Raw genomic sequence first — 20,359 nt, forward strand, 5'->3', positions numbered from 1 at the left:
ATCAATGGTCATGACAGATCCAATTGCAGATTTTCTAACTCGTATCCGTAACGCAAACATGGTTAAACATGAGTCTTTAGAAGTACCTGCATCAAAAATTAAACGTGACATCGCTGAAATCTTGAAACGTGAAGGTTTCGTTCGTGATGTTGAATACATCGAAGATGACAAACAAGGCGTGATCCGTGTTTTCCTAAAATTTGGTAAAAACGGCGAACGTGTTATCACAAACTTAAAACGTATCTCTAAACCAGGTTTGCGTGCTTATGTCAAAGCTGACGAAGTACCAAAAGTATTGAACGGTTTAGGTATCGCAATCATTTCGACTTCTGAAGGTGTTGTCACTGATAAAGAAGCTCGTGAAAAAAATATCGGCGGCGAAGTTATCGCTTACGTATGGTAATCAAGTAGAATCTACAAGGAGGTGTCTTTAAGTGAGCCGTATCGGAAATAAAGTCGTTGTTATCCCTGAAGGAGTAACAGTTACTCAAGACGGAAACAACGTTACAGTTAAAGGACCAAAAGGTGAATTGACTCGTACTTTTTCAGCAGATATCAAAATGAATATCGAAGGAAACGAAGTAACTTTCACTCGTCCAAACGACAGTAAAGAAATGAAAACAATTCATGGAACAACTCGTGCGAACTTCAACAACATGGTTGTAGGTGTCAGCGAAGGTTTCCAAAAAGCGTTAGAACTAATCGGGGTTGGGTACCGTGCACAATTACAAGGATCAAAACTTGTATTGAACGTTGGTTACTCACATCCAGTAGAAATCACACCACCAGCTGGAGTAACTGTTGAAGTACCAGCTAACACACAAGTAATTGTTAAAGGTGCGAACAAAGAAGAAGTTGGCGAATTAGCTGCAAACATTCGTGGAACTCGTCCTCCAGAACCTTATAAAGGTAAAGGTATTCGTTATGTTGGCGAATATGTACGCCGTAAAGAAGGTAAAACTGGTAAATAATCGTTTAGAAAAATTGCATAGAAGCCAGCAGCAGGAAAAAGGCATTTGGCTGAAGTTTACCTTCAAAAAAATACATTTTTACTTGTGCCGCAGCTTCTATTTTTCGAAACGTATTTACTGCTTGAAATAGTAGTACAATAAAAATAAAGAGGTGACAATTGTGATTACAAAACCAGATAAGAACAAAACACGTCAAAAGAGACATCGTCGTGTACGTAACAATATCTCTGGTACTGCTGAGCGCCCACGCTTGAACGTTTTTCGTTCTAACAAAAACATCTACGCTCAAATTATTGATGACGTAGCGGGTGTAACGCTAGCAAGTGCCTCTACCTTGGATAAAGAAATTTCAGGTGGAACAAAAACAGAAGCAGCACAAGCTGTCGGTAAACTAGTTGCTGAACGTGCAGCTGAAAAAGGCATTAAAGTAGTAGTCTTTGACCGTGGTGGATACCTTTACCATGGCCGTGTGCAAGCTTTAGCTGAAGCTGCTCGCGAAAATGGACTAGAATTTTAGAAGAAGGAGGAATACCATTCATGGTTTATATCGATCCAAAACATTTGGAATTAGAAGACCGCGTTGTTGCAATTAACCGTGTAACAAAAGTTGTTAAAGGTGGACGTCGTCTACGTTTTGCTGCTTTAGTTGTTGTCGGTGACAAAAACGGACACGTAGGATTTGGTACAGGTAAAGCTCAAGAAGTTCCTGAAGCAATCCGTAAAGCAATTGAAGATGCGAAGAAAAACTTAGTTGAAGTACCTATGGTTGGTTCAACAATCCCACACGAAGTAATCGGTGCTTTTAGTGGTGGTAGAATCCTAATGAAACCTGCTGTAGAAGGTTCTGGGGTTGCTGCTGGTGGACCAGTTCGTGCCGTATTAGAATTAGCTGGGGTAGCAGATATCACTTCTAAATCTTTAGGCTCAAATACACCAATCAACGTTGTTCGCGCAACAGTTGAAGGTTTGAAACAATTGAAACGTGCAGAAGAAGTTGCAGAACTTCGCGGCAAATCAGTTGAAGAATTAATCGGATAAGGAGGACAACAATAATGGCTGAATTAAAAGTTACTTTAAAACGCAGTATTATCGGACGTCCTCAAAACCAACGCGATACAGTTAAAGCGTTAGGTCTTACAAAGATTAACAGTTCAGTGGTTAAGCCTTCTAATGAAGCAATTAAAGGCATGATCAATACTGTTTCTCACCTAGTGGACGTTGAAGAAATTTAATTTAGAAAAATCATAACTAGAACATTAAGGAGGTGCCAAACCTATGAAACTTCATGAATTAAAACCTGCTGAAGGTTCACGCCAAGTACGTAACCGTGTTGGTCGTGGTACTTCATCTGGTAACGGAAAAACTGCCGGACGCGGACAAAAAGGACAAAAAGCTCGTTCAGGCGGCGGTGTGCGTTTAGGATTTGAAGGGGGACAAACACCATTGTTCCGTCGTTTACCAAAACGAGGATTCACAAACGTGAACCGTAAAGACTATGCAGTCATTAATCTTGATGTATTGAACCGCTTTGAAGACGGAGCTGAAGTAACTCCTGTTGCTTTAGTTGAAGCTGGAATCGTGAAAAACGAAAAAGCTGGAATCAAAGTATTAGCTAATGGGGAACTAAACAAGAAATTAACTGTGAAAGCAGCAAAATTCTCTAAAGCAGCTCAAGAAGCAATTGAAGCGGCTGGTGGATCAATCGAGGTGATCTAATGTTTAGACTATTAAAAGATGCTTTTAAAGTAAAAGACATTAGATCGAAAATCCTATTTACTGTATTTGTGTTGTTTGTATTTCGCCTAGGTGCACATATTACTGTACCAGGCGTAAATGCTGCTTCATTGCAAAACCTTTCTTCTTTGCCATTTTTCAACATGTTGAACTTGGTAAGTGGTAGTGCGATGCAAAACTTTTCCATTTTCTCAATGGGGGTTTCACCATACATTACTGCTTCTATCGTCATTCAGCTTCTTCAAATGGACATCGTGCCTCGATTTGTTGAATGGTCGAAACAAGGGGAAGTTGGTCGTAAAAAACTGAATCAAGCGACTCGATATCTGACATTAGTATTGGCATTTATCCAATCTGTCGGTATCACTGCTGGATTCAATCAATACGCTCAATTAGGTTTCGTGAATAATCCTAACGTAGCAACTTACGTAACGATCGGTTTGATTCTAACAGCCGGTACGATGTTTGTTACTTGGCTAGGAGAACAGATCACAGAAAAAGGTATCGGAAATGGCGTATCAATGATCATTTTTGCAGGTATCATTTCTAGATTGCCTGAAAGTATCAGAGAAATTTATGAAGATTACTTTATAAATATTGATCCTTCAGACATATGGAAATCTGCTATTTTTGTGGCCATTTTACTAGTAGCGGTCTTATTGATCGTGACATTCGTAACATTTTTCCAACAAGCTGAACGCAAGATCCCGATCCAATATACGAAACGCGTAGCTGGCGCGCCTACAAGCAGCTATCTGCCGTTGAAAGTAAATGCAGCTGGAGTTATTCCAGTTATCTTTGCTAGTTCGTTTATTGCTACGCCAAATGCTGTTTTACAAGCATTGAGCGGTAGATTCGGTTCTGAAAACTGGTACAAAGTGATGATGGAGATCTTTAACTATAATACAGCACCTGGTGCTACGATTTATACGATTCTGATCGTTGCCTTCACTTTCTTCTACGCCTTTGTTCAAGTAAACCCTGAGAAATTAGCGGAAAACTTGCAAAAGCAAGGAAGTTATATACCAAGCGTACGCCCTGGTAAGGGGACTGAAGAGTATGTCTCAAGATTACTGATGCGTTTAAGTACAGTTGGTGCAGTCTTCCTTGGTTTAGTGGCATTGCTTCCAATCATTGCTCAAATGGTTTGGGATCTTCCACAATCAATCGGATTAGGCGGTACAAGCTTACTGATCGTTATCGGTGTAGCTTTAGAAACTGCGAAACAGTTAGAAGGCTTAATGCTGAAACGTAAATATGTTGGATTCATTGAGTAAGAAAGCGTGTTGAGGTTTCCCCTCAACACACGTTCTCACACATTTATTAGGAGGGAAAACAATGAACCTCATTTTAATGGGGCTGCCAGGCGCAGGTAAAGGAACACAAGCTGAAAAAATCATTGATGCTTATGGTATTCCGCACATCTCAACAGGAGATATGTTCCGCGCAGCGATGCAAAACGAAACAGCTCTTGGCCTGGAAGCAAAGTCTTATATGGATAAAGGTGCATTAGTTCCTGATGAAGTAACAAATGGAATCGTGAAAGAGCGACTAGCTGAACCAGATACAGAGAAAGGCTTCTTATTAGATGGCTTTCCACGTACGCTAGATCAAGCAAAAGCTCTGGACGCAATGCTAAAAGATTTGAATAAAAAAATTGATGCTGTCATCGATATCCATGTTGGTGAAGAAATCTTGGTCGAACGTCTAGCCGGCCGATTTATCTGCAGCAATTGTGGAGCAACTTACCATAAAATTTTCAACCCTACAAAAGTTGAAGACACATGTGATCGTTGCGGTGGGCATGAATTCTATCAAAGAGAAGATGATAAACCTGAGACGGTTAAAAATCGTCTGGCTATCAACATCAAAAATAGTGAACCAATCTTGGCTTATTATAAAGAACAAGGTTTGCTAAACACTATTGATGGTGCTCGTGAAATCGATGCTGTATTTGCAGATGTACAAAAAATCATTGAAAAATAGCACGATTGCCCGTAGCCGACTTGCATTATGCAGTTACTCTTGTCAAGTTCAATAAATTATGATAGAATATGTCAGTCCGACTTCTAGAGAATCCTCTAGATGATCCATTTTGAGAATTTTGAGGTGGGAACTGCAGTTTCCGCCATTTTATCGTGTGAAAATGCGAAACAAGTACAAGGAGGTACTGTGCGTGGCAAAAGAAGATATGATTGAAGTCGAAGGTACAGTCGTCGAAACTTTGCCGAATGCAATGTTTAAAGTTGAACTAGAAAACGGACACCAAGTTCTTGCTACTGTTTCAGGTAAAATTCGTATGCATTACATCCGTATCTTACCTGGTGACAAAGTAACGGTTGAATTGTCTCCATACGATCTTAACCGTGGCCGTATTACTTATCGCTTTAAATAATTGTACTCCGTAAAACTACAGGAGGTATTATCATGAAAGTAAGACCATCAGTAAAACCAATGTGCGAACATTGTAAAGTAATTCGTCGTAAAGGACGCGTTATGGTGATTTGCCCAGCAAATCCAAAACATAAACAACGTCAAGGATAATTGGAGGTGCTATAAATATGGCTCGTATTGCAGGAGTAGATATTCCTCGTGATAAACGTGTAGTAGTTTCACTTACTTATATCTATGGTATTGGTAACACTACTGCTAAAAAGATCTTAGCTGATGCTGGTGTATCTGAAGATGTTCGCGTTCGTGAATTAACGAATGAACAAACAGATGCTATCCGTGCAGAAGTAGATAAATTAAAAGTTGAAGGGGATCTTCGTCGTGAAGTGAACTTGAACATCAAACGTTTGATGGAAATCGGTTCTTACCGTGGAATCCGTCATCGCCGTGGATTGCCTGTTCGTGGACAAAACACGAAAAACAATGCACGTACTCGTAAAGGCCCAGCTCGCGCTATCGCTGGCAAGAAAAAATAATTCTTAAGTGAAGGAGGTTAAAACTTCATGGCAGCAAAAAAAGTGAATCGTAAACGCCGTGTGAAGAAGAATATAGAAGCAGGTATTGCACATATCCATTCTACATTCAATAACACTATCATCATGATCACTGATACTCACGGAAATGCATTAGCGTGGTCATCAGCTGGTTCATTAGGTTTCAAAGGAAGCAAAAAATCAACTCCTTTTGCCGCTCAAATGGCAGCAGAAACTGCTACAAAAGCAGCAATGGAACACGGATTAAAGACTGTTGAAGTAACAGTTAAAGGACCTGGTTCTGGACGTGAAGCAGCAATTCGTTCATTACAAGCTACAGGTTTAGAAGTGACTGCAATTCGTGACGTGACTCCAGTTCCTCATAATGGTGCCCGCCCTCCAAAACGCCGTCGTGTTTAATGAGTGCCGCTCATTTTGAGTTTTATCAGTAACGTCATTGAACAAGACACTTTTCGTTTTGAAAGGGGTAAAGATAAGAATGATTGAGTTCGAAAAACCAAGAATCGCAAAAATTGATGAAGAAAAAGATTATGGCAAGTTCATCGTTGAACCTCTTGAAAGAGGGTATGGGACTACTTTAGGGAATTCCCTACGTCGTATTTTATTATCTTCTTTGCCAGGTGCTGCCATCACTAATATTCAAATCGATGGTGTACTGCATGAATTCTCTACCATCAAAGGTGTTAGAGAAGACGTCACTCAAATCATCTTGAACATTAAAGGCTTAGCGCTGAAAATGTATGGCCAAGAAGAAAAAACCCTTGAAATCGATATTACCGGACCTGCTACAGTAACTGCTGGCGATATTATCGTTGATAGTGATGTAGAAATTCTTAACAAAGATATGTACATCTGTAGTGTCTCTGAAGGAGCTACGTTCCATGCTCGCTTAACAGTGAAACCTGGACGTGGTTATGTTCAAGCAGATGAAAATAAAAAAGAAGATATGCCAATTGGCGTTCTTCCAGTCGATTCAATCTACACACCTGTTCGTCGTGTGAACTATCAAGTTGAGAACACACGTGTTGGGCACCGTGAAGATTTTGATAAATTGACGATGGAGATTTGGACAGATGGTTCAATTGAACCGTTGGAAGCAATGAGTTTGTCTGCGAAAATCATGACTGAACATTTGGATATTTTTGTGAACTTAACTGATGAAGCAAAAAATGCTGAAATCATGGTCGAAAAAGAAGAAACACAAAAAGAAAAAATGTTGGAAATGACGATCGAAGAGTTAGACTTGTCTGTTCGCTCTTACAATTGTTTGAAACGTGCAGGAATCAATACTGTACAAGAACTTACAAATAAATCTGAGCCTGAAATGATCAAAGTCCGTAACTTAGGACGTAAATCATTAGAAGAAGTTAAAGCAAAATTGCACGACTTAGGTTTAGGTTTACGTAAAGAAGATTAAAACCTTTTACGAAGGAGGGAAACCAACGTGAGTTATCGTAAACTAGGACGCACATCTAGCCAACGTAAAGCGATGTTGCGTGATTTAACAACTGATTTATTAATCAACGAACGTATTGTGACTACTGAAGCTCGTGCGAAAGAAGTTCGCTCAACTGCAGAAAAAATGATCACTTTAGGTAAACGCGGAGATTTGCATGCACGTCGTCAAGCTGCGGCTTTCGTACGTAATGAAGTTGCCAGCGTGCGTGAAGAAAATGAGGACATCGTCATTGAATCAGCTTTACAAAAACTGTTCAACGATATTGCACCTCGTTACGCAGAACGTCAAGGCGGATACACACGCATTTTGAAGACAGAACCAAGACGCGGTGATGGTGCACCAATGGTTGTCTTAGAACTTGTCTAAAATCACACTAATAACATCACTTTATAGATGATTCTTTTAGAGTGTTATGATGTTGGAAGATATTTTTCCGAGTCTAGCTCAGCGCTGCTCCTCAAGCGAATATCGCTTGGGGAGTAAGCACTCATCATAAAGTGTTTTTTTATACCTTCAATTACCTGTCATGACAGATATATTTGAAGGCATAAAAAAACATTTTAAGCGAGAAATAATTGAAAATTTTGTCTTTTTTTGATAGTGTTAGTAGGAACTTTAGGATGAAGAAGGAGTAATCATGGAGCCAATTATTGAATTAGAAAAGATAAATTATAAATACCAGCCAGATGATCTTCGCCCCGCATTGAAAGATGTCTCCTTTACAATTGATAAAGGTGAGTGGATCGCTATTATTGGACACAATGGTTCAGGAAAATCGACACTTGCCAAAACGATCAATGGATTGCTTCTGCCAGAATCAGGGATCGTGAAAGTGGGAAATCAAATATTGGATGAAGAAAATATTTGGACGATCCGACAGATGGTTGGAATGGTTTTTCAAAATCCAGACAATCAGTTTGTTGGTTCGACAGTAGAAGATGACGTTGCTTTTGGTCTTGAAAATCAAGGGATTCCCAGAGAAGAAATGCTAGTGCGTGTGAAAGATGCACTTGAGAAAGTTAGAATGGCTGAGTTTGCTTCACGCGAGCCTGCTCGTTTATCAGGAGGGCAAAAACAACGTGTTGCCATTGCCGGCGTGGTTGCCTTACGACCTGATATCATTATTTTAGATGAAGCAACCAGTATGCTAGATCCAGAAGGTCGTGAAGAAGTGATCTCTACGATCAAGAAGATCAAAGAAGAAAGTCAATTGACCGTTATATCTATCACTCATGATATTGATGAAGCAGCTAATGCCAATCGGATACTAGTGATGAGACAAGGAGAACTTGTCCGCGAAGGTACACCAAAAGAAATTTTTTCTGCTGGTCCTGAACTGATCGACTTAGGTCTGGATCTACCATTTCCTGAAAAACTGAAGAGCGCACTGAAAGAACGTGGGGTTGATGTGCCAAGTGAATATATGACAGAAGAAAGGATGGTGGATTGGTTATGGACATCCGTTTTGAACAAGTAGACTTCACTTATCAGCCGAATACACCATTTGAACAAAGAGCCTTATTTGACATCAATATGACGATCAAAGAAAACAGTTATACTGCATTAGTAGGGCATACCGGAAGCGGGAAATCAACCTTACTTCAGCATTTGAATGCGCTTGTTAAGCCAACAAGCGGTACAGTCCATATTGGAGAACGAGATATTCAGCCGGATACGGATAATAAGAATTTAAAGCCCATCCGAAAAAAAGTTGGCATCGTCTTTCAGTTTCCAGAAGCACAGCTATTCGAAGAAACGGTAGCAAAAGACATTGCTTTCGGTCCTAAAAACTTTGGTGTCAGCGAAGAAGAAGCACTAGTCCTAGCAAAAGAAACATTAGAACAAGTTGGGCTGGATGAAAGCTATTTGGAACGTTCGCCATTTGAACTTTCAGGAGGGCAAATGCGTAGAGTAGCAATCGCTGGTGTGCTTGCCATGAGGCCGGAAGTACTTGTATTGGATGAACCAACGGCAGGACTTGATCCCCAGGGTAGAAAAGAAATGATGGAGATGTTTTGGCGTCTTCATAAGGATCAGCAGATCACTATTGTATTAGTTACGCATTTAATGGATGATGTAGCCAATTTTGCAGATTATGTCTATGTGTTGGAAAAGGGACGAATCGTTAATAGCGGGGAGCCGCAAGAGGTCTTTCAAAACATTGAATGGCTAAAAGAAAAACAACTAGGCGTACCTACTGCCACCGAGTTTGCAGAAGAATTAATGGCTAAAGGGATGAACTTTGCTACCTTGCCTTTGACAGCTGAAGAATTAGCAGACGCTATCGTCCATTATGCTGGAGGAAATGCCCATGATGAATAAATTGATATTTGGTCGTTATATGCCTGGAGATTCCTTGATCCATCGATTGGATCCCCGAGCTAAATTATTAGCCAGTTTTTATTTTATCGGAATCATTTTTTTAGCAAATAATTGGGAAACGTACCTTTTGTTGGCATTTTTCACATTACTTTCTGTCTTCTTGTCAAAAGTAGATTTGAAATTTTTTATCCGAGGCATTCGCCCATTGATCTGGCTAATCCTCTTCACTGTAGCTTTGCAGGTCTTGTTTACAAGTGGCGGAGAAACTTATTGGAGTTGGGGTGTTTTCCATATCACTGAATTTGGTGTGATGAACGGCCTCTTTATTTTCTGTCGATTCGTGTTGATCATTTTTATGTCGACTCTACTCACGCTTACTACACCGCCTTTGGAATTATCGGATGCGATTGAGTACTTGCTTCGTCCATTGAAAGCCGTACGGTTCCCAGTCCACGAAATTTCATTGATGCTGTCGATTGCTCTTCGTTTTGTGCCTACATTGATGGACGAAACAGAAAAGATCATGAACGCTCAGCGCGCTCGCGGTGTTGATTTTGGTGAAGGAAACCTAGTTCAGAAAATGAAAGCAGTCATTCCTTTGCTGATTCCTTTATTTGTCAGCAGCTTCAACCGTGCGGAAGATCTTGCGACTGCTATGGAAGCAAGAGGCTACAAAGGTGGGGAAGGAAGAACGAAATATCGTGTATTGCATTGGCATAATAGAGACACGATGGTTATCATTGCTTTTGTATTATTAACTGTGCTACTGATCTTTTTAAGAGGATAAACGTTCAGTGGGCCGCTATCTATTCTTTTCTTGCTGATCTGTTTGCAAGAAAGGATGCGAGCAGTGTATGACAAGAAATATTAGGGTCTGTGGCAGACTAAGGTCACAGGCCTCTTTCTTTTATCTGAAAAGAAAGAACGAAAAAATTTTATAAAAAAATCATTATTCCAGATAACCTTTTAGGAACAAAGGAGAGAAAAACATGGTACGTTACAAAGCAATCATTGCGTACGACGGAACAAATTTTAATGGATTCCAAAAACAGCCAAATGGGCGTACTGTTCAAGAAGAAGTAGAAAAAACATTACAAAAAATGGCAAATGGAAAAGAAATCACGGTCTTTGGTTCGGGAAGGACAGATGCCGGAGTACATGCGATCGGGCAAGTAATCCATTTTGATTATCCAGAGGAGCGTCCGTTAGAACGAATGCGTTTCGCGCTAGATACCCAGTCACCAGAGGATATTGCTGTAAGACAAGTAGAAATTGTTTCAGAAGACTTCCACGCAAGATATTTGGTCAAAGAAAAGACGTATCAATTTCGAGTGGATATAGGGAAACCACGCAGTCCTTTTCGACGCCATTATGCAAGTTATTTTCCTTACCCTCTTGATTTGGAAAAAATTCAGCGGGCACTTCCTGATTTATTAGGGACTCACGATTTCACCTCTTTTTGTGCATCAGGAAGCTCGATAGAGGATAAAGTACGTACGATCTACGAGGCTAAGATGGAGGTAAATGAAACAAAAGACGAATTGTTGTTTACATTTAGGGGAAATGGCTTCTTGTATAAGATGATACGGATCTTAGTAGGAACGCTTTTGAAAATTGGCAATGGCCGATTGCCTGAAGATAGTATCCCAGATATTATTGCGAAAAAAGATCGTAATGCAGCAGGACCTACAGCACACCCTGAAGGACTTTATTTGTATGAAGTGAAATATGAATAAGAGGTTATGATAGAAGTGGTCAGCTTCAAGAAATAAGAAGGAATTTACGAAAATTACTTCTCAAAATTTTGCAAAATTTCGGCTTATTTTCGAAGGAGCTACTTCTGGAACACCGTGAATCAGAGGTTGTGAAAAAGCTGCCCTGCATCAAGCAATAAGCCCAGCCAAACCAAAATAGCTCCTCATATTTTTCGTTTGGCTGGGCTTATTGCCGCAGATGCAAGCTTTTGAACACCGTTTAAGGAAGAGGTTGTGAAATCAGCGTTTTGAGCTAATACCGAAGGTCAGCTGACTGAACACCGTTTAAGAAAGAGGTCGTGAGCCTGTCATTTAACTCTGAGTCACAAGGAACAATTTCAAAAAACAGCTTCTCATCTTTGATGAATATCGTGACTTGTGGACGAAGCATGGATAAGTGAACCTTCTTTTTGCCATGCTACTTTTTTTGTAACCAAAAAACGATGGAACGTTGTTTTGATTGCCCTTGGTGCGGACAGTCTGAACAGGTTCCATCGTTTCTTTATTTTCTACGTCTTCTTCTGTGTGTGTTTCGTGGTTGTTCTTCTATTGCTGGATCAATCGTGCCATAAAAGGGGCGATTGCGGTCAAGGTACCAGACATAAAGAATAAACAATGCAATACATAGGACAAAAAGGATTGCACCTATCGTAAATCCTTCAGGCAAGTAACTGAAAGTGACAGTATGTTTACCTGCTGGAACTTTTATCATCAAGAATGCGTCTTTGAAATTGCTGACCTTGACTGGTTTCCCATCAATTTTAGCTTTCCATCCTTTGTCATAAGGAATAGTTGTCACCAACATGGAATCTTCAGCGGTATTTACAGTCCCAGAAGCTTTTCTGCCAGTGGCTTCCATTTCGACACCTTTTTCTTTGATCTGATTCATTGCGGCTTGATAGGCTACAACATCTAGACCAACGACTTTAGGCTCCATGAAACTTATTTCTTTCGTCCCATAAAAACTTGCAGTAAATGTCACTGTTGTCTCTTGAGGATAATAGCCAAGATCATAGTATTGACCAGAAATGTTGATTTGCGTTTTTCGCGATGTACCATTGACAGTGATCGTCGCACTAGAACTTTCTAATTGCGCAAAATTGGTTGGGAACAAACTTAAGTAAGCTTGTGTATTTGCAGGCACATGGACTTCCCAAGTGAGCTCTTTTGGCTGGTTATCTGCTGTTTCTGAGTAAGTGACGCCAGTCGTTGTCTTTGTGATCGTCGTATTCAACTGATTCTTCAAAGTAGGTGTATAGAATGTAAAATACTGTTCATTTAGACCAGACAATGTATTGATCAAGTTTGTCTGACTGGTCAAATTATCTGTCACTGGCTGCTCAACATCATTAACGGACAACGGTGCAGTAAATGCTAGTGGCAATGCATTGACATTCTGATACAGTGTATAGTCGCCGCTTTGACCAGCTTGGCGGAAGCCATATTTACTGAACGTGCTTTCGTTTTTAGAAATGTTATATTTGATTCCTGTAAACCCATCCATCAGCAAAGTATTATTGTTATAACGGATATTCAAATTTGTCCCTCTTGAACGGAAACCTAATTTATCCAGGTAAGAGGAAGAATTACGATTTCTTATAGAAGAAAACAAACTGATACCACTGTAACCATAGTTGATCGAATCGTTTGCAGATACTGGATCCAGATTTTCCAAGCGGTAAAACGAGTCGGAATCTTTTTTTGTTTCATTTACAAGAGCTTTCAAGTCAGGATAAGGATCAGTATATAAACTGCGGGAAGCATAATTCCAATCATCAAGAATGCCATGGATCATACTGTTCGTATTGACCAGTGCTTCAGCAGACATGATCAATAATAACAATATACTCAGATGATTGAATGAAAGTTTTTTATGCTGATAAAATCCCACAGCAAAAGCATAAATCCCTAAGAAAACCACTGTCAATACAAAGGAAGTCATCGTCACATAGGTGTAGCTTCCTTCAGGTTTGATGCCCCATGCCACCGCAAAGAGAGCAGCTACGACCAAAATGATTCCTAACAACAGCCCACGATCGTCTTGTTCTATCTTTTCCCATCCTTTTCCTGCAAGCAGGAGCACTAAGAAAGAGAACAGATAGGCATAACGGAATAAAAACATATTCGGTGCATGCATACCATGCCAGAACAAATTCAATGGAACAAGATAAAAACTTGCGATAAGTATGGCGAAAAGACTGCCGTACAAAAATTTATTTTTCAACGGTACTTTCCGACTGGCAAAATAAAACAGACAGAGGACTAATGGTAGCAGACCTGCGTAAACGAACGGAATCGATCCGTATTTTGTCGTGTCATAAACACCAATCATATTTTTCATGATTAGATCCAGATAAGAAGTCGCTTCTGTTTTCAACGTAGTGATCTGACTCAGTGCCTCGCCATTTGACCGAAGATCCAGCACTGCTGGCAATACAATGATCATTGAAGCGCCGCCTGCCAGTAAAGAAGTGATACCATAAGGAACAATCGTTTTTTTATATTCTGACCAGTTTGTCAATAGACGGGCGATAAAATATAAGAAAGAAAATACGCCAATCATAAAACCCATATAAAAACTGGATAAAAACAAGAGTAAATAACTGATAAATAAAAGTTTCGGCCGTTTAAGATCCATAACACGATGAATCCCCAAAATCACTAATGGAAGATAAACAAATGCATCCAGCCACATGATGATCTCCGAATGTGCAGTGATAAATGAGATCAATGCGTAACTGACGCTAAGTGCAACATGCCCCCAGCGAGGAATCTTGAACGTACGTGCAAGAAACCAAAAAGCCAATCCGGCACAGCCGACCTTAAGCAAAGTCAGAACATACAGTGCATCTGGCATCATCTGGTTTGGAAAAAAGAACACCAGTGGCGTGAAGATCCCGCCTAGATAGTAAGAAATTAAAGATAAATAATTCAATCCTAGAGAAGCATTCCATGTATAAAAAATACTTTGCTTTCCAAGAAGAACATTTCGGAAGCTGGCATGAAAATTAGAAAACTGTGAAAAGGCATCACTTGCCAAAATACTTCTGCTGCTTCCAGGATAGATTCCGATACTTAGATAAACAAGTGCTAAAATCAAAAACGGAATCAGGAAACTAGCTGCTGCGTAGCGTCCGTTTTCTCTAAAGAATGACTTTAAATTTTTTTTCATATTTATTTTCCACCAAATTTCTATGAAGTTGTATTCAGTTTATCATATCCTTGTTTTTCTCTGCTTAAAAAGAGTCTAGTTTTCACAAAAAAATAAAATTTAGAATAAATAACTTCATAATTTGTTCGTATAACAAAAATAAACACAAAAAAAGGGTAGGAATCAAAAGTCCCACCCTTAAAAATTTTTATTAAATAAAAAACCGTTCACTATCTGAACGGTCCAAGTATCATTCAATTAAACGCGTTCAACTTTTCCTGATTTCAAAGCACGAGTTGACACCCAAACTTTTTTAGGTTTTCCGTCGACCATAACGCGAACTTTTTGTAAGTTAGGTTTAACAGTACGTTTTGTTGAGTTCATAGCGTGTGAACGGTTGTTTCCACTTTTTGTCTTGCGACCTGTAAAGTAACAAACTTTTGCCATGGTAATTTCCTCCTTTGCCTTGATTTGGAGCAATAGAATAATTCAGCTCATACCAGACTAACATATCATATAGAATGGAAATTTGCAAGTACATTTTCATAGATACAATTGACAATTGAGAAGAATAATTGTAAATTAAACAAGGTTATACCTGAAATTTTGCAAGGTTTTTGAGTACTTTGGGTAACTGCCTTTTATTTCAAGTTGCGCTATGATAAAATATGATAGAAGAAAAATGGGAGTTTTTTACCCGTTAAGGAGGCTCATTCATGGCTGTAAAAATTCAAACGTCAGCTGGAACCATTGAAATTACCAATGATGTAATTGCAACAGTTGTTGGTGGCGCCGCGACAGATGTGTTCGGTGTTGTAGGAATGGCCAGCAAAAATCAAATTAAAGATAATATTACTGAGATTTTGCGTAAAGAAAATTACTCAAGAGGAGTAGTTGTCCGCCAAGAAGATAATGGTATTGCTGTAGATGTTTATACGATTATCAGCTATGGTACGAAAATCTCTGAAGTTTCCCGCAACGTCCAAGAAAAAGTGAAATACAATCTAGAGGCATTATTAGGCGTAACTGCCAATTCAGTTAATGTCTTTGTACAAGGTGTTCGTGTACTGCCAGACTAGGCAGGAGACTGGCTGGTAACTCAGCAGTCGATCTGAAGGAGGATTATCTAGGTGAGTGTAACAGAAATAAGTGCAAGCCAGTTCCAGGAAATGGTCCAGGCAGGTGCGAATCGTCTGCAAGTAAATGCAGAATACGTCAATTCATTAAATGTATTCCCTGTGCCAGATGGCGATACGGGAACAAATATGAATCTATCTATGACTAGTGGAGCTAAGGCAGTAGTAGATTCAACCTCAGAAAAAGTAGGAGAATTAGCAGCAATGCTTTCAAAAGGATTGCTGATGGGTGCGCGCGGAAATTCCGGCGTTATTTTGTCTCAATTGTTTCGTGGATTTTCTAAGCAAATTCCAGATGTTGTCTCATTAAATGCTTCTGATCTTGCTGCAGCCTTCACTCATGGAGTTGAAACTGCGTATAAAGCAGTAATGAAACCAGTAGAAGGAACGATTTTGACAGTAGCTAGAGAAGCAGCGAAAGCTGGAGAAAAGAAAGCAAAAAGTACTGATGATGTCGTTGAAGTAATGACAGCTGTTGTAAAAGGAGCAAAACGTGCTTTAGCTAAAACTCCAGACTTGCTTCCAGTCCTAAAAGAAGTCGGTGTCGTAGACAGTGGAGGGCAAGGACTGCTGTTTGTTTATGAGGGCTTTTTAAGTGCATTGAATGGAGAATTCCAAGCGGATGAAACATATGAACCTTCTCCAGCAGAAATGGATGATATGGTCAATGCAGAACATCATCGCAGTGTCCAAGGTCAAATGGCGACAGAAGATATCCATTTTGGTTACTGTACAGAAATCATGGTAAAAATCGGAGAAGGACCTACAGTCGATAGTACATTCGATTACGAAGAATTCCGTAACTATTTAGATGGTATAGGAGATTCTTTACTTGTGGTCAATGATGACGAGATCATCAAAGTCCACGTGCATACAGAAAACCCAGGAGAAGTCTTGAATTATGGACAAAAATTCGGTTCATTAGTCAAAATCAAAGTCGACAACATGCGCTTGCAGCATGAGACGATTTTGGAACACGATGAAGAAGTGAACGAGTTTGCGAAAAAAGAAACACCACGTATCCCGTATGGTATCGTAGCGATCGCTGCTGGTAAAGGCGTCCAAGAGCTGTTTGAAAGTTTAGGCGCTAATTATGTTATCAGTGGTGGGCAAACAATGAATCCAAGTACGGAAGACATTGTTAAAGCGATTCAAGAAGTAAACGCAGATAAAGTGATTGTCTTGCCAAACAATAAGAACATCTTCATGGCAGCTGATCAAGCAGCAGAAGTAGCAGATATCCCAGTAGCAGTTGTTCCTTCAAGAACGATTTCCCAAGGATTGACAGCTATGCTTTCATTCAATGATCAAGCTTCTTTAGAAGAAAACAAAGAAACGATGACAGAAATGTTGTCTAGCGTTGTGAGCGGTCAAGTCACTCACGCGATCAGAGATACCTCAATTGACGGTGTAGAGATCAAAGAAGGAGACTTTTTGGGCATGATCGATGGAAAAATCCTGATCTCTAACCCAGATATCACAGCAACAGCGTTAAGTACACTAGAACAAATGATCAATGAGGACACAGAGATCGTAACGATCTTGGCAGGTGATGAAGGAACAGTTGAACAAGCAAATGAATTTGCTGAGAAACTAACAGAAAAACATCCTGATTTGGAAATCGAGATCCACCAAGGAGATCAGCCTGTCTATCCTTATCTATTTTCTGCTGAATAATTTCTGTGTCAGAATATCTTTCTAACACAGTATTCATTCATAAAAGGCCTTCGGTTAGTGATCAGGTATGATCGCTGACCAAGTCCTTTTTTTGTTAAAGGAGGGAGGAAAAATTTATGCGTTCTTTAGATGATCCAATCACTATGCTGGCAGGAGTCGGAGAAAAAAGAGCAGCTAGTCTTGCCAGCTTGGGCATCCAAACGATTGAAGACTTACTGACTTATTATCCTTTTCGCTACGAAGATATTCAGGAAAGAAATCTAAACGAGATCCAGGATCAAGAAAAGGTTACTTTGAAAGGAATCGTAGTCTCGCCTCCTGTGATGAATCGATTTGGTTATAAAAAAAGCCGATTGCAATTTCGTATGATGCAAGAACATGATGTGTTCAACGTTTCTTTTTTTAATCAACCTTATCTAAAAGAAAAAGTCATTTTATCGGAGGAAATCGCCGTATACGGTAAATGGGATGCAAAGCGTAAAGCCTTGAACGGGATGAAGATTTTAGGTTCTCAAACAATGGATGACTTTTCGCCGATATATCACGTCAACAAATCAATTCGTCAAACGACATTAGTTGATCTAATCAAAAAAGGGTTTCAAGAATACGGCACATTGATTGAAGAAAATCTGCCAAACAACCTTGTGGAGAAATATCGACTGCTTGACCGAGCTTCTGCTGTAAGAAGTATGCATTTTCCAAAAGACCACGAAGAAAACCATCAAGCCAAACGACGTGTCGTTTTTGAAGAGTTCTTTTTATTTCAAATGCGTCTTCAAGGATTGAAAAAAGCAGAAAAAGCAGAAACGAATGGTTTGGAGATCCTTTATGATGTCCAAAAATTGAAAGAATTTACTCAAAAGCTACCTTTTGAACTGACAAATGCACAAAAACGTGTAACGAATGAAATCTGTCGGGATCTTCGCAGTCCGCAGCATATGCAGCGACTTTTGCAGGGAGATGTAGGTAGCGGAAAAACAGTGGTTGCCGCGATTGCGTTATACGCTACCGTTACAGCAGGTTTCCAAGGTGCGTTGATGGTGCCTACAGAAATCTTGGCACAACAACATATGGAAAGCTTGCAACAGCTGTTTGATCCCAATGAAGTAACCATCGCATTGCTTACGGGGTCAACGAAAGCAAAAGAACGACGTGAGCTCCTTGAAAAACTAGAGCAAGGGGAAATTAACGTCGTGATCGGCACACATGCATTGATCCAAGATGGAGTCGAATTTCAGAATTTAGGTCTAGTTATTACGGATGAGCAGCACCGTTTTGGCGTGAACCAGCGGAAAGTACTTCGTGAAAAAGGCTGGCGACCAGATGTCTTATTTATGACAGCGACTCCGATTCCTAGAACATTAGCTATTACAGCATATGGTGAGATGGATGTATCTATCATTGATGAACTTCCAGCTGGACGTATCCCGATCGAAACACGCTGGGTAAGAACACCTCAATTGGGCAGTGTACTGGATTGGACGAAAAAAGAACTGGCAAGAGGACATCAAATGTATGTCATCTGTCCGCTGATTGAAGAATCAGAAGCATTAGATGTAAAAAATGCAGTGGAAATCTATGAAAAACTTCGTGAACTATTTGCACCAAAATATGAAGTTGGCTTGTTACATGGTAAAATGAAGAATCAGGAAAAAGAAGTAATCATGGAAGCCTTCAAAGACAACCAGATGCAGATATTAGTTTCGACTACTGTAATTGAAGTAGGGGTAAACGTGCCGAACGCGACCGTCATGCTGATCATGGATGCGGATCGATTTGGATTGGCACAGCTGCATCAACTTCGTGGACGTGTTGGACGCGGAAGTGATGCTTCCTACTGTATCTTAGTTGCTAATCCTAAAAATGAACTAGGTGTGGAACGGATGAAAATCATGACAGAGACCACCAATGGTTTTGTACTAAGCGAAAAAGATCTGGAATTACGTGGTCCTGGTGAAGTATTTGGCTTCCGTCAATCTGGTCTGCCTCAATTTGCGATTGCTGACTTGGTGACGGATGGAAATGTTTTGGAGGTAGCCAGAGAAGAGGCTGCAGCCCTTTGGCAGATAAAGGATTGGCAGATGCTTCCTGAGTATCAGCCTTTAGCGCAAAGCCTCCAAATAGAAAATCAGGATAATCGTTATTTCGATTAGCAGACTGTGCTATACTTTATACTGATGACGGAAAAAGGAGTGGAAACAATGAAAATTGCCGTAGATGCAATGGGCGGAGATCACGCACCTCAAGCAATTGTAGAAGGCGTGGCTTTAGCGCAGCAAGATTTTCCAGAAGTAGAATTCTTACTTTACGGAAAAGAAGCAGAAATCAAGAAATACTTAACAAATGAAAAAAACATCACGATTATCCATACAGACGAAAAAATCAATAGTGATGATGAGCCAGTAAAAGCAATTCGACGAAAAAAGACTGCATCAATGGTCCTTGCTGCACAAGCAGTGAAAAACGGTGAAGCAGATGCTGTATTTTCAGCAGGGAATACAGGCGCGCTACTAGCAGCAGGGTTGTTCATCGTAGGACGTATCAAAAATATCGAACGCCCTGGCTTGATGTCTACCTTGCCAGTAGTAGGGAAAGAAGGTGCCGGTTTCGATATGCTGGATCTTGGCGCTAACGCAGAAAACAAACCAGAACATTTGTTGCAATACGGTATTTTAGGTTCTTTTTATGCACGTAAAGTCCGAGGTATCGGACGTCCTCGTGTCGCACTCTTAAACAATGGAACAGAAGCAACAAAAGGTAGTGAAGTGACGAAAAAAGCCTATGAACTCCTTCAGAATGAAACAAGCTTGAATTTTATTGGAAACGTAGAAGCTCGTGAGCTACTCAATGGTGTGGCTGATGTAGTGGTCACAGATGGATTTACAGGCAACGCTGTTTTGAAATCTATTGAAGGAACAGCAATGAATATGATGAATCTATTAAAATCTGCTATTCTAAATGAAGGGATCAAAGGAAAAATGGGCGCTATGCTTTTAAAAGACGGCTTACGTTCTTTGAAAGCAGAAATGGATTATTCCAAACATGGCGGTGCCGTTTTGTTTGGCTTGAAAGCACCAGTCATTAAAACTCATGGAGCAACAGGCCCCGATGCTGTCCGCTATACGATCCGCCAAATCCACACAATGCTTGAGACAGATGTAGTTGGACAATTAGTCAAACAATTTGAAAAAAGCGAAGAATAGCATTTGG

24 protein-coding genes are annotated in these 20,359 nt (G+C 40.0%); 22 read left to right on the top strand and 2 right to left on the bottom strand.

Annotated elements, in window-relative coordinates; all coding sequences use genetic code 11:
* Nucleotides 1–4: 4 nt before the first annotated feature.
* From rpsH to truA, 18 genes are all read left to right on the top strand, one after another.
* Complete coding sequence (rpsH, locus tag IGL15_RS00360; protein ID WP_002288675.1) at nucleotides 5–403, top strand: 30S ribosomal protein S8; 399 nt, start codon at nucleotides 5–7, stop codon at nucleotides 401–403.
* Nucleotides 404–434: 31 nt separating this feature from the next.
* On the top strand, nucleotides 435–971 hold the full coding sequence (gene rplF / locus IGL15_RS00365) for a 50S ribosomal protein L6 (RefSeq protein ID WP_002288677.1): 537 nt from the start codon (nucleotides 435–437) through the stop codon (nucleotides 969–971).
* 160 nt (nucleotides 972–1,131) lie between these two features.
* Entirely contained in the window at nucleotides 1,132–1,488 is a 357-nt protein-coding gene (gene rplR, locus IGL15_RS00370; RefSeq protein WP_002288679.1) for a 50S ribosomal protein L18, read from the top strand.
* 20 nt (nucleotides 1,489–1,508) lie between these two features.
* The gene (gene rpsE / locus IGL15_RS00375) at nucleotides 1,509–2,009 is read left to right on the top strand and encodes a 30S ribosomal protein S5 (RefSeq protein WP_002288681.1); all 501 of its coding nucleotides are present in this window, start codon (nucleotides 1,509–1,511) and stop codon (nucleotides 2,007–2,009) included.
* Between the two features lie 14 nt (nucleotides 2,010–2,023).
* Nucleotides 2,024–2,203 carry a 50S ribosomal protein L30 gene (gene rpmD, locus IGL15_RS00380; RefSeq protein WP_002288686.1) on the top strand — a complete coding sequence of 60 codons (180 nt, stop codon included), beginning with the start codon at nucleotides 2,024–2,026 and terminating at the stop codon, nucleotides 2,201–2,203.
* A 43-nt stretch (nucleotides 2,204–2,246) separates the two neighbouring features.
* Nucleotides 2,247–2,687, top strand: a complete 441-nt coding sequence (gene rplO, locus IGL15_RS00385) for a 50S ribosomal protein L15 (protein WP_002288687.1) — start codon at nucleotides 2,247–2,249, stop codon at nucleotides 2,685–2,687.
* Nucleotides 2,687–3,982, top strand: coding sequence for a preprotein translocase subunit SecY (secY, locus tag IGL15_RS00390; RefSeq protein WP_002288688.1), 1,296 nt, complete (start codon nucleotides 2,687–2,689; stop codon nucleotides 3,980–3,982). Before rplO ends, secY begins: the two co-directional genes overlap by 1 nt.
* Before the next feature lie 61 nt (nucleotides 3,983–4,043).
* Nucleotides 4,044–4,691, top strand: a complete 648-nt coding sequence (locus IGL15_RS00395) for an adenylate kinase (RefSeq protein WP_002288690.1) — start codon at nucleotides 4,044–4,046, stop codon at nucleotides 4,689–4,691.
* A gap of 190 nt (nucleotides 4,692–4,881) precedes the next feature.
* The gene (gene infA / locus IGL15_RS00400) at nucleotides 4,882–5,100 is read left to right on the top strand and encodes a translation initiation factor IF-1 (RefSeq protein ID WP_002288695.1); all 219 of its coding nucleotides are present in this window, start codon (nucleotides 4,882–4,884) and stop codon (nucleotides 5,098–5,100) included.
* 32 nt (nucleotides 5,101–5,132) lie between these two features.
* The gene (rpmJ, locus tag IGL15_RS00405; protein WP_002288710.1) at nucleotides 5,133–5,249 is read left to right on the top strand and encodes a 50S ribosomal protein L36; all 117 of its coding nucleotides are present in this window, start codon (nucleotides 5,133–5,135) and stop codon (nucleotides 5,247–5,249) included.
* A gap of 17 nt (nucleotides 5,250–5,266) precedes the next feature.
* Complete coding sequence (gene rpsM, locus IGL15_RS00410; protein ID WP_002288713.1) at nucleotides 5,267–5,632, top strand: 30S ribosomal protein S13; 366 nt, start codon at nucleotides 5,267–5,269, stop codon at nucleotides 5,630–5,632.
* Nucleotides 5,633–5,659: 27 nt separating this feature from the next.
* Nucleotides 5,660–6,049 carry a 30S ribosomal protein S11 gene (rpsK, locus tag IGL15_RS00415; protein WP_002288714.1) on the top strand — a complete coding sequence of 130 codons (390 nt, stop codon included), beginning with the start codon at nucleotides 5,660–5,662 and terminating at the stop codon, nucleotides 6,047–6,049.
* Between the two features lie 79 nt (nucleotides 6,050–6,128).
* Nucleotides 6,129–7,067: a DNA-directed RNA polymerase subunit alpha gene (locus IGL15_RS00420; protein WP_002288715.1), complete on the top strand. Its 939-nt coding sequence runs from the start codon at nucleotides 6,129–6,131 to the stop codon at nucleotides 7,065–7,067.
* Nucleotides 7,068–7,094: 27 nt separating this feature from the next.
* Complete coding sequence (rplQ, locus tag IGL15_RS00425) at nucleotides 7,095–7,475, top strand: 50S ribosomal protein L17 (RefSeq protein ID WP_002288716.1); 381 nt, start codon at nucleotides 7,095–7,097, stop codon at nucleotides 7,473–7,475.
* Nucleotides 7,476–7,746: 271 nt separating this feature from the next.
* Nucleotides 7,747–8,586, top strand: a complete 840-nt coding sequence (locus IGL15_RS00430; RefSeq protein WP_002288720.1) for an energy-coupling factor ABC transporter ATP-binding protein — start codon at nucleotides 7,747–7,749, stop codon at nucleotides 8,584–8,586.
* Complete coding sequence (locus IGL15_RS00435; RefSeq protein WP_086299944.1) at nucleotides 8,562–9,431, top strand: energy-coupling factor ABC transporter ATP-binding protein; 870 nt, start codon at nucleotides 8,562–8,564, stop codon at nucleotides 9,429–9,431. The genes IGL15_RS00430 and IGL15_RS00435 overlap by 25 nt, the downstream gene beginning before the upstream one ends.
* Complete coding sequence (locus tag IGL15_RS00440; RefSeq protein WP_002288724.1) at nucleotides 9,421–10,218, top strand: energy-coupling factor transporter transmembrane component T family protein; 798 nt, start codon at nucleotides 9,421–9,423, stop codon at nucleotides 10,216–10,218. The genes IGL15_RS00435 and IGL15_RS00440 overlap by 11 nt, the downstream gene beginning before the upstream one ends.
* A gap of 202 nt (nucleotides 10,219–10,420) precedes the next feature.
* On the top strand, nucleotides 10,421–11,167 hold the full coding sequence (gene truA / locus IGL15_RS00445) for a tRNA pseudouridine(38-40) synthase TruA (protein WP_002298563.1): 747 nt from the start codon (nucleotides 10,421–10,423) through the stop codon (nucleotides 11,165–11,167).
* 520 nt (nucleotides 11,168–11,687) lie between these two features.
* Here the strand turns inward: truA and IGL15_RS00450 are convergent.
* Both IGL15_RS00450 and rpmB read right to left on the bottom strand, forming a co-directional pair.
* Nucleotides 11,688–14,357, bottom strand: coding sequence for a YfhO family protein (locus IGL15_RS00450; RefSeq protein ID WP_002304024.1), 2,670 nt, complete (start codon nucleotides 14,355–14,357; stop codon nucleotides 11,688–11,690).
* A gap of 237 nt (nucleotides 14,358–14,594) precedes the next feature.
* Complete coding sequence (rpmB, locus tag IGL15_RS00455; protein WP_002290463.1) at nucleotides 14,595–14,783, bottom strand: 50S ribosomal protein L28; 189 nt, start codon at nucleotides 14,781–14,783, stop codon at nucleotides 14,595–14,597.
* Nucleotides 14,784–15,052: 269 nt separating this feature from the next.
* Here rpmB and IGL15_RS00460 point away from each other — a divergent pair, with 269 nt between their 5' ends.
* From IGL15_RS00460 to plsX, 4 genes are all read left to right on the top strand, one after another.
* Entirely contained in the window at nucleotides 15,053–15,415 is a 363-nt protein-coding gene (locus IGL15_RS00460) for an Asp23/Gls24 family envelope stress response protein (RefSeq protein ID WP_002294298.1), read from the top strand.
* Nucleotides 15,416–15,466: 51 nt separating this feature from the next.
* Nucleotides 15,467–17,149, top strand: coding sequence for a DAK2 domain-containing protein (locus IGL15_RS00465; protein ID WP_002301169.1), 1,683 nt, complete (start codon nucleotides 15,467–15,469; stop codon nucleotides 17,147–17,149).
* Between the two features lie 116 nt (nucleotides 17,150–17,265).
* Nucleotides 17,266–19,302 carry an ATP-dependent DNA helicase RecG gene (gene recG / locus IGL15_RS00470; RefSeq protein WP_104765169.1) on the top strand — a complete coding sequence of 679 codons (2,037 nt, stop codon included), beginning with the start codon at nucleotides 17,266–17,268 and terminating at the stop codon, nucleotides 19,300–19,302.
* Between the two features lie 48 nt (nucleotides 19,303–19,350).
* Nucleotides 19,351–20,352 carry a phosphate acyltransferase PlsX gene (gene plsX / locus IGL15_RS00475; protein ID WP_104765168.1) on the top strand — a complete coding sequence of 334 codons (1,002 nt, stop codon included), beginning with the start codon at nucleotides 19,351–19,353 and terminating at the stop codon, nucleotides 20,350–20,352.
* Nucleotides 20,353–20,359: the final 7 nt, after the last annotated feature.

It is taken from the genome of Enterococcus sp. DIV0436a (assembly GCF_051711605.1).
Taxonomy (GTDB): Bacteria; Bacillota; Bacilli; order Lactobacillales; family Enterococcaceae; genus Enterococcus_B; species Enterococcus_B faecium.